At 66.0% G+C, this 15,477-nt stretch carries 14 protein-coding genes; 6 read left to right on the plus strand and 8 right to left on the minus strand.

The annotated features are described in order from the left end of the window. A partial coding sequence (locus tag O0880_RS21810; RefSeq protein ID WP_289888733.1) for a carbohydrate porin occupies positions 1-232 on the minus strand: 232 nt, incomplete at its 3' end. A gap of 345 nt (positions 233-577) precedes the next feature. Here O0880_RS21810 and O0880_RS21815 point away from each other — a divergent pair. Both O0880_RS21815 and O0880_RS21820 read left to right on the plus strand, forming a co-directional pair. Beyond that, positions 578-2,491, plus strand: coding sequence for a glucokinase (locus O0880_RS21815; protein WP_083411882.1), 1,914 nt, complete (start codon positions 578-580; stop codon positions 2,489-2,491). Further along, complete coding sequence (locus tag O0880_RS21820) at positions 2,475-3,572, plus strand: LacI family DNA-binding transcriptional regulator (protein WP_289888734.1); 1,098 nt, start codon at positions 2,475-2,477, stop codon at positions 3,570-3,572. The genes O0880_RS21815 and O0880_RS21820 overlap by 17 nt, the downstream gene beginning before the upstream one ends. A gap of 15 nt (positions 3,573-3,587) precedes the next feature. On the opposite strand, the gene O0880_RS21825 is transcribed toward O0880_RS21820, so the two are convergent. From O0880_RS21825 to O0880_RS21840, 4 genes are all read right to left on the minus strand, one after another. Further along, positions 3,588-4,520: a carbohydrate kinase gene (locus O0880_RS21825; RefSeq protein ID WP_071324169.1), complete on the minus strand. Its 933-nt coding sequence runs from the start codon at positions 4,518-4,520 to the stop codon at positions 3,588-3,590. Further along, positions 4,517-5,731, minus strand: a complete 1,215-nt coding sequence (locus tag O0880_RS21830) for an AGE family epimerase/isomerase (protein ID WP_289888735.1) — start codon at positions 5,729-5,731, stop codon at positions 4,517-4,519. Before O0880_RS21830 ends, O0880_RS21825 begins: the two co-directional genes overlap by 4 nt. Before the next feature lie 69 nt (positions 5,732-5,800). Then, positions 5,801-6,787, minus strand: a complete 987-nt coding sequence (locus tag O0880_RS21835) for a tetratricopeptide repeat protein (RefSeq protein ID WP_289888736.1) — start codon at positions 6,785-6,787, stop codon at positions 5,801-5,803. Beyond that, positions 6,784-7,620, minus strand: a complete 837-nt coding sequence (locus O0880_RS21840) for a tetratricopeptide repeat protein (RefSeq protein ID WP_289888737.1) — start codon at positions 7,618-7,620, stop codon at positions 6,784-6,786. Before O0880_RS21840 ends, O0880_RS21835 begins: the two co-directional genes overlap by 4 nt. A gap of 151 nt (positions 7,621-7,771) precedes the next feature. Here O0880_RS21840 and O0880_RS21845 point away from each other — a divergent pair, with 151 nt between their 5' ends. Continuing rightward, positions 7,772-8,164 (plus strand): DUF1090 family protein, encoded by a 393-nt coding sequence (locus O0880_RS21845; protein WP_289888738.1) that lies wholly within the window; start codon positions 7,772-7,774, stop codon positions 8,162-8,164. Between the two features lie 3 nt (positions 8,165-8,167). Here O0880_RS21845 and mmsB read toward each other — a convergent pair whose 3' ends face one another. Genes mmsB through O0880_RS21860 form a run of 3 tightly spaced genes read right to left on the minus strand, consistent with a single transcriptional unit; the run spans position 8,168 to position 11,831 of the window. Next, on the minus strand, positions 8,168-9,061 hold the full coding sequence (mmsB, locus tag O0880_RS21850) for a 3-hydroxyisobutyrate dehydrogenase (RefSeq protein WP_289888739.1): 894 nt from the start codon (positions 9,059-9,061) through the stop codon (positions 8,168-8,170). An 11-nt stretch (positions 9,062-9,072) separates the two neighbouring features. Continuing rightward, complete coding sequence (locus tag O0880_RS21855) at positions 9,073-10,587, minus strand: CoA-acylating methylmalonate-semialdehyde dehydrogenase (RefSeq protein ID WP_289888741.1); 1,515 nt, start codon at positions 10,585-10,587, stop codon at positions 9,073-9,075. Positions 10,588-10,613: 26 nt separating this feature from the next. Next, positions 10,614-11,831: an ABC transporter substrate-binding protein gene (locus tag O0880_RS21860; RefSeq protein WP_289888742.1), complete on the minus strand. Its 1,218-nt coding sequence runs from the start codon at positions 11,829-11,831 to the stop codon at positions 10,614-10,616. A 119-nt stretch (positions 11,832-11,950) separates the two neighbouring features. Here O0880_RS21860 and O0880_RS21865 point away from each other — a divergent pair, with 119 nt between their 5' ends. The 3 genes from O0880_RS21865 to O0880_RS21875 all read left to right on the plus strand — a co-directional run bounded on the left by O0880_RS21865 (position 11,951) and on the right by O0880_RS21875 (position 15,437). After that, positions 11,951-12,868: a LysR family transcriptional regulator gene (locus O0880_RS21865; protein WP_071326533.1), complete on the plus strand. Its 918-nt coding sequence runs from the start codon at positions 11,951-11,953 to the stop codon at positions 12,866-12,868. A 52-nt stretch (positions 12,869-12,920) separates the two neighbouring features. After that, the gene (locus O0880_RS21870) at positions 12,921-13,451 is read left to right on the plus strand and encodes an isochorismatase family protein (protein WP_289888743.1); all 531 of its coding nucleotides are present in this window, start codon (positions 12,921-12,923) and stop codon (positions 13,449-13,451) included. 108 nt (positions 13,452-13,559) lie between these two features. Beyond that, positions 13,560-15,437, plus strand: coding sequence for a hypothetical protein (locus O0880_RS21875; RefSeq protein WP_289888744.1), 1,878 nt, complete (start codon positions 13,560-13,562; stop codon positions 15,435-15,437). The last annotated feature ends 40 nt before the right edge of the window (positions 15,438-15,477 follow it).

Consider the following 15,477-nt stretch of genomic DNA (forward strand, 5'->3'; position numbering starts at 1 on the left):
CGCACTCATTGCCCAGACGATATTTCATGGTATTGCCGCCCAGACCGAAGCAACCTTGCGAACCGCCGTCGCCGGAGGTATTGCTGCCGGCGCCGGCGCGCAGGTAGCCGTGGAAGCCTTCGGAATCGGATGGATACATGGGGTCGGCAGCAGCGGAACCGCTGGCGATGGCTAAGACGATGGCAGCTGGCAGCGTTTTCAACACGGCCTTCAACATGGTGCGATGCAGCATGGTAAGTCTCCTCAGTAATTTGTTTTTATCTAGTCATTCGTGGCCGAATGTACTGGCCAGAATTCTTTCCAGCAGGGACATAGTAACTATACTACGAACAAATATCAACATATTATGTTGTAATCCTACGACTACTCTGCGACACTTTATTTGCGTCCTGATTTGCCGTTTTATCGGCCTGCTTTTTTCTCCTGCGCTGCCGATTCCTGGCGCCGCAGACCACAATTGCGCGGGCATCCCGCATTTTTCGGCACGCGGGACGTATACGAATTAAAATCCTTGGTTTTTGCCCATAACGACAGTGCGCCGCCATGACAGCGCACGCATACGAGATAAAGCACCGCCATGAAAATTGATGAAAAAATGGAAGTAGCAGGCAGCGATCCGGCGGAGCGCTTCACTGACGGGCCGCGCCTGCTGGCCGACATCGGCGGCACCAATGCCCGCTTCGTGCTCGAAACGCGCCAGGGCCACCTGGAAGCCGTGGCCGTGCTGCCCTGCGACGACTACGCCTCGCTGCTCGACGCCATCACCGCCTACATGGACAGTGCCGACGCGCGCGCCGCCGGTTCGGCGCGCGTGCGCCATGCAGCCATCGCCATCGCCAATCCCATCGACGACGACAATATCCGCATGATGAACCACCACTGGTTCTTCTCGATCGAGGCGATGCGCGAAGCGCTGGGCCTCGACACGCTGCTGGTGGTGAACGATTTCACGGCGCTGGCCATGGCCCTGCCCTATCTGCGCCCCGACCAGCGCCTGCAGATCGGCGGCGGCATGGCGCGCGCCGACAGCGTCATCGGCCTGCTTGGCTCGGGCACGGGCCTGGGCGTGTCGGGCATGATCCCCGCCGAAGACCGCTGGATCGCGCTGGGCAGCGAAGGGGGCCACGTCAGCTTCGCGCCGTGCGACCAGCGCGAGATGGATGTGCTGTCCTATGCCTGGCGCGAACTGTCGCACGTCTCGGCCGAGCGCCTCGCCTCCGGGCGCGGGCTGGAACTGATCTACCGCGCCCTGTCCGACCGCGCCGGCCACCCCGATGCGGCACCGCTGCTGGCGGCCGAAATCACCAGCCGCGCCCTGAACAATGAATGCGAAGTGTGCCTGGAAGCGGTGGACTGCTTCTGCGCCATCCTCGGCTCCATCGCCGGCAACGTGGCCATGACCCTGGGCGCGCTGGGCGGCATCTATATAGGCGGGGGCATCGTGCCGCGCCTGGGCCCCCTGTTCGAGCAGTCGCAGTTCCGCGCCCGCTTCGAGCAGAAGGGCCGCCTGAACGAATACCTGGCGCAGATCCCCACCTTCCTGATCACGGCCGAACTGCCGACCTTCCTCGGCATCGCCGCCATCCTCGCGCAAAAGCTCAAGCGCGCCCATTCCGGCGCGCCCGTGCTGGAATCCGTGCGCCAGGCGCGCGGTCGCATGAGCCCATCGGAATGCAAGGTGGCCGACTGGGTCTTGAAAGAGCCGAATGCCATGCTGACCCTGCCGATTGCCGAAATCGCCCAGCGCGTCGGCGTGAGCCAGCCCACGGTGATGCGCTTCTGCCGCTCGATCGGCGTGCAGGGCCTGGCCGATTTCAAATTGAAGCTGGCGTCCGGCCTGACGGGCGGCGCCATCACGGTAGCGCACTGCCACGTGGAGATATCGGACTCCGACGCCGAACTGGCGCGCAAGGTGCTGGGCAACAACGCCTCGGCAGCCCTCGCCATGCGCGACATGCTCGACGTGAAGGCGCTGACGGCCGCCATCGAACTGCTGCGCGGCGCGCAGCGCGTGGAATTGCTGGCCGTGGGCAGCGCCCGCGTGGTGGCCGACGACATGCAGCAGAAATTGCTCAACCTGGGCATCGTCAGCAGCTTCTTTGCCGACCCGCAGGCACAGGAAATGAGCGCCGCCATGCTGAAGCCGGGCGACGTGGCGCTGGTCATTTCGCGTTCGGGCGCCCTGCCCGAGCTGTTGCGCACCGTCAAGGTGGCGCAAGGCTGCGGCGCGCGGGTGCTGGCGATTACGGCCAGCGGTTCGCCGCTGGCCAAGCTGGCCGACGTGCTGCTGACCCTGAACCACCCGGAAGGCAACCTCAATTTCGTGCCCATGATCGTGCGCCTGCTGCAGCTGATGATGCTCGATATCCTGTCGGTGGGACTGGCGCGGCGCGACACGGCGCAGCGCACCAGCGCCGCCGAGCTGGAAGAAGGCCAGTTGCACGGCATGCGCATCAGCGGCAAGCTGAAATTCGGTGGCCACCTCGAATAAGGCGGCACAAGCCGCCCTCGACACCGCCAGCGGCGCTACCGTGCACGACGTGGCGCGCCTGGCCGGCGTGTCCGCCATGACGGTGTCGCGCGTGATCAACGGGCGCGCCAGCGTCAGTACGGCCACGCGCGACAAGGTCGAGGCGGCGATAGCCGCCCTGCGCTACCAGCCCAACCTGGCGGCGCGGGCGGCGCGCACGGGCACCCTGCGCATCGGCCTGCTATACAGCAACCCCAGCGCGGCCTTCCTCAGCGAATTCCTCGTCGGCGCCATGGACCAGTGCCGCCAGGGCGGCGGCCAGCTGCTGCTCGAACGCTGCGGCGACCTGGCCAGCCAGCGCGCCGCCATCGACTGCCTGGTGGCGGCCGGCGTGGACGGCATCCTCGTGCCGCCGCCCCTGTGCGATTCGCCGCAAGTGCTGGCGCAGCTGAACAGGATGGGCATCCCCGCCATCGCCGTGGCCACGGCGCGGCCCTCGCCCGATGTATCGGCCGTGCGCATCGACGACTACGAGGGCGCGCTGGCCATGACGCGCCATTTGATCGGGCTCGGCCACCGCGACATCGGCTTCATCGAGGGCGACCCGGAACACACGCCCGCCCTGCTGCGCCGCCAGGCCTTCGAAGACGCCATGCGCGCGGCGGGCCTGGGCGTGCCGCCGCAGCGCGTGGCGCAAGGCTATTTCACGTATCGTTCGGGACTCGACGCGGCGCGCCAGCTGCTGGCCGCCAGCCCGCGTCCGAGCGCCATCTTCGCCAGCAACGACGACATGGCCGCCGCCACCCTGGCCGTGGCGCACGGCATGGGCTTGCAGGTGCCGCTGGAATTGAGCGTATGCGGCTTCGACGACACGCCCGTGGCCACCACCGTCTGGCCCGAGCTGACCACCATCCACCAGCCCATCGCCGACATGGCGCGCGCCGCCGTCAATCTCGTCATCGACGAGATACGCCAGCGCCGCGCGGGCGAAGCGGCGCCCGCCACGCACCACCTGATGGCGTTCACACTGATGGAACGGGCGTCGTCGGGACAATGTGCTCCGGGGGCGCACATGCCGGCCGCGAAACGACTCCCCCGCTAGCCTGCTGAGCGTGCCTTAGCGCACCACGGTGCGCTGCGCCAGCGACTCCACCAGCGCCACGGACGGCGGCGATCCGCCCGCCGCCAGGCAGGCGCCCGCGCCCGCCGCGACGGCAAAGCGCAAGTGCTGGCCGCCGTCCGCATCGGGCCGGTACATCAGGCTGTACAGCAAGCCGCCGATGCTGGCGTCGCCCGCGCCCACGGAATCGACCACCTCGATCTGCGGCGGCGCCGCCTGCCAGACCTGCTCGCCCCGGTACAGGGCCGCGCCCTGCGCGCCGCAGGTGTACAGATACGTGGCCTGCGGATTCCAGCTGCGCAAGGCGGCAAACGCGCCATTGACGTCGTCGTGGCGGAACAGGCCCGCCAAATCCTCGTCGGACACCTTCACCACGTCGGCCAGCTCCGTCATGCGGCGCAGGGTGGCGTCGTAGCGCTCATCCATCATGACGCGGAAATTCGGGTCGTAGCTGATCTTCACGCCGGCCGCCTTCAGTTCCTGCGCCAGCGCCACCAGCTTGCCCGCCAGCGGTTCGCGGGCCAGGCTGATGCCGCCGAAATGCACCCACTGCGCCGCCTGCATCCAGCCGGCCGGCAGCAGGGCCGCGTCGAAATGCAGGTCGGCGCTGTCGTCGCCGATGAAATAATAGGTGGGCGGATGCAGTTCATGCACAATGGCCAGCAGCGGCGACTTCGCATAGCGCTGCAGGAAGCGCATGTCCAGGCCCGCCACGTCGGTCGCTTGCGCCAGCGCGTCGCCGAACACGTCGCGGCTGACGCCACCGGCAAAGGCGCTGGGCACGCCCAGGCGCGCCATCACGCGCGCCACGTTCCAGGTCGAACCGCCCACCTGGCTGCTCCACTGGTCGGCGCCGGTGCGCAGCATGTCCGTCAGCGCCTCGCCGGCCGAGACGAAAGCAGGGAAATTGGGAAAAGCGGCGGCGCTCATGCGGCACCGCCAATCACGTTCAGCACTTCATAGCAGGCGCCCATGGTGTGGTAGTCGACCTTGCCGGCCGGGCTTTTCTCGTTGCTGATTTTCTGGTTTTCCGGCGTGAGGATGCGGTACCAGGCGCCGTGCTCGTGGTCGACGAAGTGGCTCCAGCTGTAGTCCCAGATCCTGTCATAGCTGTGCCAGTATGCTGCGTCGCCCGTGCGCGCGGCCAGCACGGCGGCGGCGGCGAAGCTTTCGGCCTGCACCCAGAAGTATTTGTCGCCATCGCAGATCTCGTCCTGCGGGCCGAAACCATAGAAAATGCCGCCATGCGCCTCATCCCAGGCCTTGGCCAGCGCCGTGTCGTACAGTTCGCGCGCGCGCGGCAGCAGCCAGCTTGAGGAGCCGGCCATGAATCTGGCGTGGCGCTCCATGATCAGCAGCAGCTTGGCCCACTCCGTGAAATGGCCGGGCTGGTAGCCCCAGGGGCGGAAGATATTGCTCTTGTCGTGCAGGTTGTATTCCCAGTCGATCGACCAGTCGGGCTTGTAGTGTTCCCAGATCATGCCGCCGGCCAGTGCCGCCTGGCGCACGGTGATGTTGTGCGCCAGGGTCTCCGCGCGGTGCAGGTAGCGCGCCTCGCCCGTCGCCTCAAACGCGGCCAGCATGGCTTCGCAGGCGTGCATATTGGCGTTCTGGCCCCGGTAGCCGTCCAGCGTGGACCAGTCGGCGCTGGCCACGTCCGCATACAGGCCGTGCTCGGGCAGCCAGAAGCGCTGCTCCATCAATTCGAAGGTTTCGTCCAGGTAGGCGCGTGCTTCCGCCATGCCCGCCTGCAGGGCGTGCGCATATGCGAGCAGCACGAAGGCCAGGCCGTAGCAGTGATTGGCGCCGTCTTCGACCGTTTTGACGCCGTCTTGCCACCGCAGTTGCCAGGCATAGCCGCCCGTGACGGGGTCGCGGTGCACGTCGCGCAAAAAGGCCACGCCGTGGCGCAACGCCGCCTGGTAATCGTCGTCGCCAAAATGGCGGTAAGCCATGGCGTAATTGAAGATGAAGCGCGTGCTGCTGACCAGGTGGCGCGTGCCGGCGTCGTAGACGGTGCCGTCGTCGAGGAAGAAGTGATAGAAGCCGCCACTGGAATCGATGGCGCGCGGGTGGTAGAAGCGCATGGTGTGCAAAATATGCGCTTCGAGCATGTCCTTGGAGCGAAAATCGGGATTCATGAATGTCTCATCGTCATTGTTATCGATAACAACGATGATAGCATGCCGTGTTTGCGCCGTCTCGGTCTATCAGGGAGCGGGCGCCACGCGCAGCTTTTCGCGCCACAGCGCCGCCCGCATGGGACTGGCCGGCTGCCCCAGTTCGCCGTTCTCGAACACTTGCACCAGCCTTTGCATCGCCTCTTCGTCGCCCTGCTTGGCTGCCAGCAGATACAGTTCGAACGGCTGCGGCGCCGGGCCTTGCCGCGTGGGGCCGCCCCGGCCCTGCTCCAGCAGGCGCGCAAAACCCGTCTGGCCGGGCGGGCTTTTCGCGATGGCCGCCAGCTCATACCAGCCCAGGGCCGCCTCGTCGCTCTGCTGCACGCCCTGCCCCACTTCATACGAATAGGCGACATTGTTCAAGCCGGGCGGATCGAGCGCCTTGGCCGCCAACATGTACCAGCTGAACGCCTCCTGGCGCTGCGCCTCGTCCTTCGCCGTCATCATCAGGCGGTAGCCGATTTCATTGTAGGCGGGGATAAAGCCGTTCTCGGCGTAGAACTTCAGCCAGTGCAGCGCGTGCGCCTGTTCCTCGGGGCTGCTGTGGATATTTTCAAAGTGCATGGCCACCGTGAAGTTGGCCAGTTCCACGCCTTGCGCGGCGCCCTTGCGCGACCAGTACTCGCCCAGCCTGCGGTCCACCGCCATGCCCTGGCCCAGCGTCAAGGCCACGCCGAGGAAGGCTTGCGCCGGACCATGGCCGCCTTCGGCCGATTTCTTCATCCACGCCAGGCCGGCGTCGTAGTCGCGCGGCGTGCCTTCGCCTTCGTGCAGCATCTGCGCCAGCTCCAGCTGGGCGGCGCTGTCGCCCCCTTCCGCGGCCAGCCGCGCCTTGCCGAAGGCGGCGACTTTTTCCGGCGACAGGTCGGCCGGGCGGCTGACCACGGCCTGCACGCGCGCGCGCATCTCATCGAGTCCCCGGGTATCGAATTCGGCCAGCGCCGGATGCTGGCGCGGCGCTTGAGCGGACGCCGGCTGCGCCAGCGCCAGGCTCAATACAAACAGGATCATCTTCATTTCTTTTCCGCCTCTGCCAGCCTGTCACGCCATTCGGCGGCGTCCTCGGCACTCGCCTGTTGCCCCAGTTCGCCTTTGACATACACCTCGATCATGCGCCGCATGGCGGGCTTGTCTCCGCTCCATCCCGCCCGCTCGTACCAGACCAGGGCCCACTTGTCCGACTGCGCCACGCCCAGGCCCAGCTCATGTGCGCGGGCCAGGTTGCGCATGCCGGCCGGCTCCTTTTCGCGCGCCGACCTGTAATACCAGTGGAAAGCCTCGCCGCGATCCTGTTCATCGACGGCGGCGCGCATCAGGTGCTCGCCCAGCGCATTGTAGGCGGGCACAAAGTGCTGCTCGTTCGCCGCCGCCTTCAGCCAGGTGATGGCCAGCGCCTGTTCTTCGGCAGGGCTGGCGCCGTCGATGAATTCCAGCGCCAGGATGGTTTGCGCCTCTGCATCGCCCTGCGCCACGCCCTTGCGCAGCCAGTATTCGCCCTGCACGCGGTCGATGGGCACCTTGCCACCCACCGTGTAGGCCACCCCCATGGCCGCTTGCGCCGGCGCATAGCCGCCTTCGGCCGACTTGCGTATCCAGGCCATCGACTGCGCCGTGTCTTGCGGCGTGCCGACGCCCAGCTGCAGCATGCGCGCCAGTTCCAGCTGCGCCTCGACGTCGCCCGCTTCGGCCGCGCGCCGGGCCTGCTCAAACTCGGCGATGCTTTCCGGGCTGCTGGCCCGCGCCTCGGCCCTCGCCTCGGCCCTCGCTTCGATGGCGATCAGCTGCAGGTCGAGCAAGGTGGGCGAGGTTTGCGCCAAGGCGGGCAAGGGCAGTAGAAAAGGGATTAGCAACAGTAATTTCTTGGACATGCGGCGGAATCGGGAAGCAGAAACACGCATGGTAGCCGATGCCACGCTGGGGAGGCGCGCACTGCACGGGAAGTTTGACAGGGCACGCTGGCAGGCTTACATTGCACGAGCCCACCACTTACACAGGAATGCCATGAACCGTCTATCGAAAACCGCCCTGACCTTGCTCGTCGCCCTCGCCGCCAGCGGTGCCGCCAGCGCCGCCGACACCCAGTTGACGGGCTGCGCCGCCAAGCGCGAAAGCATCCGCAGCGAATTGCGCCAGGCGCAGGAACAGGGCTTGTCCGACAAGGTCGCCGGCCTGACGCGCGCTCTCGACGAAGTCAACGCCCACTGCCGCGACAGTACCCTGGTCGAGCGCCACAACAAGAAAATCGTCAAGGCACAGGCCAAGGTAAACCAGACGGAGCGCTCGCTGCGCCTGGCCCAGGAAGCGAACAAGGAGCCGAAGAAAATCGCCAAGCTGGAAGGCAAGCTGGAAAAAGCCAGGGCCGAGCTGGCGGCGTTACAGGCCCAGCAGCCTTAAGCCTTACGCCTTTTCGCCCAGCATCTGGTAGATGCTGGAAAAATCCAGCGCGCCCGACCCCGCCTTGCTGTGCATGCTGTACAGATTGCGCGACAAGGCGCCCAGCGGCACCGCGGCGCCGCTGGCCAGCGCGCTTTCCACGGCCAGGCCCAGGTCTTTCAGCATCAGATCCACGCCAAAGCCGCCCGTGTAGCCGCGCGACGCGGGCACGTTCTCGGCCACGCCCGGACACGGGTTGTACACCTCCAGGGTCCAGTTGCGGCCCGAGCTTTTCGCCATCACGTCCGACACCACCTTCGGATCCAGCCCATTGGCCACGCCCAGGCGTATGGCTTCGCTGGTGCCGATCATGAGTATGCCCAGCAACATGTTGTTGCAGATCTTGACCGTCTGGCCGCTGCCCGATGCGCCCGCGTGGAAGATGGCCTTGCCCATGGTTTCCAGGTAAGGGCGCGCCACCGCCAGCGCGGACTCCTCGCCGCCCACCATGAAGGTCAGCGTGCCGTTGGCGGCGCCCGCCGTGCCGCCCGAGACGGGGGCGTCCAGCATCGGCAAGCCCTTCTCCTGCGCCGCGCGGCCCACCTGGCGCGCCGCCTCGGTGGAAATCGTCGAGCAGTCGATCAGCAGGGTGCCGGGCCGCGCCTGCGCCAGGATGCCCGCCTCGCCAAGGTAGGCGCCCAGCACGTGGCGGCTGGCCGGCAGCATGGTGATGACGATGTCGGCGGCCTGGATCGCGGCCCCCTGGTCATCGGAGACGAGGCCGCCGCCGTCGGCAAACTGCTTCACGCTGGCCGGCAGCAAGTCAAAGCCCGTGACGGCATGGCCGGCCCGCACGAGGTTTTGCGCCATGGGCAAGCCCATGTTGCCCAGGCCGATAAAAACGATGTTGCTGCCCATGGCCGCCCCCCTTATTTCATCGCAATGGTGGTGTTGACGCCGCTGCCGCCATCGTCCGGGGCAAACCAGCGCGCCGTGACGGTCTTGGTCTGCGTCCAGAAATACAGCGCCTGCTTGCCGTTCGGGCCCAGGTCGCCCAGTTTCGACGCGCGCGAGCCCGTGAAGCTGAAATAGGCGACGGGCACGGGAATGGCCACGTTGATGCCCACCTGGCCGACGTCGATCTCGTTCTGGAACTTGCGCCCCGCCCAGCCGGACGAAGTGAAGATCGAGGTGCCGTTGCCGTTCGGGTTGGCGTTGATGAAGGCGATGGCCTGGTCCAGCGTATCGGTCTCGACGACGCACATGGCGGGACCGAAAATCTCCTGCGTGTAGACGGAATTGGACGCTGCCACCTTCGAGAAAATCGTCGGCCCCATGAAATTGCCGCCCTCGTAGCCCGCCACCTTGTGGCCGCGGCCATCGAGCAGCAGCTGCGCGCCTTCGTCCACGCCGGCCTGGATCAGCTTTTCCGCGCGCTGCATGGCGGCCTTCGACACCATCGGGCCCAGGTCGGCATCGCGGTCGCTGCCCGGCCCCACTTTCAGGGCCTTCGAGCGGGCGACGATTTCCGGCAGCCAGGAACGCGCCTCGCCCACCAGCACGACGACGGAATTGGCCATGCAGCGCTGGCCGGCCGCGCCGAAGGCGGCGCCGATCAGGTTATTGATGGCCTGTTCCTTGTTGGCGTCAGCCAGCACCACGCAATGGTTTTTCGCGCCCATCATCGACTGCGCGCGCTTGCCCGATTCGCTGGCGCGGCGGTACACATGCGTGCCCACGTGGGTGGAGCCGATGAAGGAGACGGCCTTGATGTCGGGATGGTCGCACAGCATGTTGACGACGTCGGCGCCGCCGTGCACGACGTTCAGGACGCCGGCCGGCAAGCCCGCCTGGTACATCAGCTCGACCAGGTACATCGACGAGGACGGGTCCTGCTCCGACGGTTTCAGCACGAAGGTATTGCCGCAGGCGATGGCAATCGGGAACATGAAGCACGGCAGCATGACGGGGAAGTTGAACGCCGTGATGCCGGCGCCCACGCCCAGCGGCTGGTAGATATTGTAGACATCGACGCCGGTGGCCGCGTTTTCCGCGATCTCGCCCAGCTGCAGGGTGGCGATCGAGCACGCGTGCTCCACCACTTCCAGGCCGCGCATGACCTCCCCTTCCGCGTCGGGCAGGGTCTTGCCGTGTTCGCGCGTGATCAGCTCGGCCAAGGTAGCGATATTTTCGCGGATCAGGTGCTGGTACTTGAGCATGATGCGCATGCGCGCGGCCAGCGGCGTGTTGCGCCAGGTCTTGAACGCTTCCTTGGCCGTGGCGACGGCCAGGTTGACTTCGTCCGGCGTGGAAAACGGCACGCGGGCGACGATTTCCTGCGTGGCTGGGTTGACGACATCGCGCCATTCGGTGCTGTTCGATGCGTGATGCTTGCCGCCGATATGCAGGGGGACGGCGGGGACTTGGGTCAGGGCTTGGTTCATGTGAGGCTCCGTAAGGTGTTCGGTGATTATTTCTTGACCAGGTTGCATGCGGCCGCATCCATCGGCTTGAAGGCCTGGTCGGCGGGAATGGTGGACAGCACTTTCAGGTAATCCCACGCGCCCTTCGATTCGGCCGGGGTTTTCACCTGCACCAGGTACATATCGTGGATGACGCGGCCGTCGGGGCGGATCGATGCATTGTTCATGACGGCGTCCTTGATCGGCAGCTGGCGCATCTTGTCGGCGACGATCTTCGAATCGTCGCTCTTCGCCGCCGCCACCGATTTCAGGTAGTGGTAGACGCTCGAATACACGCCGGCCTGCACCATGGTCGGCTTGGCGCCCTTGTTGAGCGCCTCGAAGCGCTTGGCGAACGCGCGGCTGCGGTCATCGTAGTCCCAGTAAAAACCGTCCGCGTAGACCAGGCCCTGGGCCGTGTCCAGGCCCAGCGCATGCACGTCGGACAGGAACACGAGCAAGGCGGCCAGGCGCTGGTCCTTGCCGCTGCCGATGCGGAATTCGCGCGCCTGCTTGATGGCCGACACCGTGTCGGCGCCGCCGTTGGCCAGGCCGATCACCTGCGCCTTCGAGCCTTGCGCCTGCACCAGGAAGGACGAGAAATCGGACGCGTTCAGCGGATGGCGCACGGCGCCCAGCACCGTGCCGCTATTGCGCTTGACGACATCGCTGGCGTCCTTTTCCAGCGAGTGGCCGAACGCGTAATCGACGGTGACGAAGTACCACGACTTCTGGCCCAGCTTCGTCAGCGCCGCCGCCGTGCCGGCCGCCTGCGAATACGTGTCGAACATCCAGTGGAAGCCGTTCGGCGAGCAGTCTTCATTGGTCAGGCGCCCCGTGGCGGGGCCGCTGAACATGGCGATGCCGCCCTTCTCCTTCATCAGCTTTTGCACGGACAGGGCCACCGAGGAATTGGTCAGGTCGGCGATGGCGTCGACCTTGTCGCGGTCGATCCACTCGCGCGCCTTCGAGGCGGCGATGTCGGCCTTGTTCAGGTGGTCGGCCGACAGGATCTCGATCTTCATGCCCTTGCATTCGGCTTTCAGGCAATCCTCGACGGCCATCTGGCTGGCGACGACGGAGCCGCGCCCGCCCATGGCCGAATACGGACCGGACATGTCGGTCAGGATGCCGACCTTGACGACGCCGTCGGAAATCTGCGCCTGCGCGCCGGTGCAGGACAGGGTGAGCGCCAGCGCGCCCAGGGCCAGAACGGTTTGTTTCATGCTTGTCTCCAGGTGGATAAGTTTTCTTATATGTTTAGATGCATTCTGCATGTGTAAAAATATGCGCTCAAGTGAAATTAATGCATAATTCCTTTGCAAAAATGCACAAGGAGAAAAAAGTGCTCGATTGGGACAATGTACGGGTGTTTCTGGAGCTGACGCGCAGCGCCGGCCTCGTGGATGCGGCGAAAAAACTGGGCATCGACCATTCCACCGTGTCGCGGCGCATGCGCAAGTTCGAAGAGCAGGTGGGCACGCAGCTGTTCGACCGCAACTACGTGGGCTACCAGCTGACGCCGGAGGGCCACCGCCTGATGGAATACGCGGAAACGATGGAAAGCACGGTGTTTGCCGCCACCGAGGAGCTGGGCGAACATAACCGGCTGCTGTCGGGCCAGGTGCGCCTGGGCGCCACCGAGGGCTTCGGCGCCGTCGTGCTGGCGCCGCACCTGGCGCACTTTTGCGGGCGCTACCCGCACATCAGCGTCGACCTGATCGCCGTGCCCCGTTTCGTCAGCCTGTCCAAGCGCGAGGCGGACGTGGCCATCTCCATCGAGCGGCCCCAGTCCGGCCCCTACGTGGTGACGAAGCTGTCCGACTACCGGCTCAAACTGTACGCCACCCCAAGCTACCTGGCGCGCCATGCGCCGATCACCAGCGTGGCGCAACTGGCGCAGCACCCGATCATCGGCTATGTGGACGACCTGGTCTTCAGCGCGGAGCTGCGCTACATGGACAATGTGGCGCCCGACTCCCTGCGCGCGTTTCGCAGCACCAGCGTGATCGCGCAATACCATGCGGCGCGCGCGGGCCAGGCGCTGGCCATCCTGCCCTGCTTCGTGGCGCAGCAATCGAACGAGCTGGTGCCCGTGCTCGACGGCGAGATCGACCTGCTGCGCGCCTTCTGGATGATCTCGCCGAGCGAGCGGCGCAACATCGCCCGGGTCAGCGCCCTGTGGAATTACCTGCGGACCGCCATCGAACTGAATCATGCCTACCTGATGGGAGAAACGGCCACGCCCAGCTGGCCCGCCTGAACCAGCCGCGGCGCGCTACACTGTCGCCACAGACTAATTAAAGGAGGATGCGATGCTGATGGATGCCAGCCAGGCCGTACTGGTGATAGTCGACCTGCAGGGCCGCTTGATGCCGGCCATCCACGACGCCGGCCTCGTGCTGGCGCAAAACCTGCGCCTGGCAAAGATCGCCCGCCTGCTCGACGTGCCCGTGCTGGGCACGGAGCAGAACCGCCAGGGACTGGGGCCGAATGTGGAGGAAATCGCCGCGCTGTGCCAGCAGACCTTGCACAAGACGCATTTCGGCGCCTGTGCCGACGGCTTGCAGGCCATCCTGCCGCCCGGGCGCAGACAGATCGTCGTCACGGGCTGCGAAGCGCATGTCTGCCTGCTGCAGACGGCCATCGGCTTGCTGGAGCTCGGCTATGACGTGATCGTCGCCATCGACGCCGTCGGCTCGCGCCAGGCGGCCAGCCGCGACGCCGCCCTGGCCCGCCTGGACAGGCTGGGCGCCCACCTGGTGACGGTCGAGATGCTGGCCTTCGAATGGGTGCGCGATTGCAAGCACCCGCGTTTCCGCGAAGTGCTGACGTTAGTTAAATAATACGCGAGGTTTAAGCCAGATCAAGCCCATCGACGGCCCATTTGCTAGCTTGGTAACAGCGCCGCCTTTCCGCGCGGTGCGCCTGTTCCAACCAGCAAGGGAGCCATCATGGCCTACATCCTACGCGGCAAGCTGTGCGGCCTGATTTGCGCCGAGTGTCCTGAACCATTGTCCCACGTCACCGTGCGCCTGTACCGGCCGCGCGAGACGCAGAACGTCACGGCCCTGGCCGTGGCCAGCGCCAAGGAAACCTTCGCCATCCTCAGCGACGAGGAAGTGCAGGCCAAGGCCCCGTTCCTGCTGGCCGAGGCGCGCACGGATGCCGACGGCAACTACAGCTTCACCCTGGGCGACAACGAGCAATACCATGGCGAGGCCGTCGAAGTCGACATCCTGTGCCCCAGCGTGCCGCACCTGAAGCCGGGGCCGAAGGATCCCGTGCCGCTGCAGTTTTCCATCACCACCCTCCAGCCGCGCTGGCGCCAGGTCGACAATGATTTCCTCGCCGTCTGGGACTACTGCCTGCCGCAACGCTTCTGGTGCCTGGTGCGCGCCCGCTTCGGCGCCTGGACCATCTGCGGCCGCCTGCGCACCTGCGACGCGCCGCACACGCCGATCGCCGGCGCCACCGTGCGCGCGTTCGACGCGGACTGGCTGCAGGACGACGCGCTCGGCGACGCCGTCACCGATGCCACGGGCCGCTTCCGCATCGACTACCTGACGTCCGACTTCACGCTCACGCCGTTCTCGCCCTTCATCAACGTGGAATTTGCCAGCGGACCCGACGTGTATTTCACGGCGCAGCTGGGCAGCGTCACCATCCTGTCGGAAACCCAGGCCAACGGACGCCAGCCGGGCCGCGAAAACGTGGGCCACTGTTTCTGCGTAGAACTGTGTTCGAAAGACGTCCTGCCGCCCGATGTGGAGGGCGTGCCCCACTGGCAGCAGGTGGAAGTGTTCGACATCCACCCGTTTCCCGCGCCGGCCGGCTTCTCGGCGCAAGGCTATGCGGGCGGCGCCGGCGCCTCGTATGTGTTCGGCGGCGGCGTCACCTTGAAAGGCAATTGCCCGCTGCGCAACAGCGCCATTCCCGCCAACCCGCTCGAATACCGCTTCCTCATCGGCGAATGGACGTGGCCGGGCGGCAGCGACGACCCCACGGCCCTGCCCTCGGTGGCGCCGGCCAGCCTGGCGCCGCTGACGCAAATCCTCGGCACCCATGTCGGCTATGTGTTTTACACGAATGGACTGGGCCTGGGCGACTCGGCACAGGTCATCGTCGATGCAGGCGACTTGAAGCCCGGCGGCTGGATACGCGTCGACGGCAAGCCCGTCACGGTGGACATGCGCGACGGCACGACGGCCATCGTCAACGTGGCGCCCAATATCTTCCTGCGCACCTTCGACTTGCTCACCGTAAATACGCCGGCCATCACCAGCCTGCATCCGGCCAAGCTGCCGGGCGGCTTGCCGCTGCCCGACGCGGGCCGCAGCCTGACGGCGGCCGAGAGCGAACCGATACGCCGCTACCGCCTGGGCTTCGAGGTGCGCGACGGCAGCAGCCTGGCGCCCGTGGCCAGCGACGGGCTCGATGCCATCGTCTTCGACAACTCGCCCGTCATCGTGGCGCTGGACCTGGAAGAGCTGCGCAGCAATGCCTGCAACCCCATCGCGGGCGGCCTCGTGCATATTCTGTACACGATCGACCATCCGCACCTGCGCTTTTTCAACATCACGATTTCCAACAACAATGGCATCCAGCATCCGCCGCCACCGATGCCGGCCGCCAGCTTCACGCCACCGCCGCCACCCGGCAATTATTTGTTCCGTGGCGGCGCGGGCGGGCCGCATCTGTCGGGCAACAATGGCGGCTTCCCCGTCAACGTGGCGCTCGATCCGCCATGCGCCTACCGCGTGGCCATCACATGGCAAACGCGGCATTACCTGGCATCGGCGCATAGCATAGACCGCCTCTACTGCAAATAAGGCGTAAAAACCTGCTGCGCGTCGCCACTCGCGGCCGGCG

The organism is Janthinobacterium sp. SUN118, assembly GCF_030397695.1.
Lineage (GTDB): Bacteria > Pseudomonadota > Gammaproteobacteria > Burkholderiales > Burkholderiaceae_D > Janthinobacterium.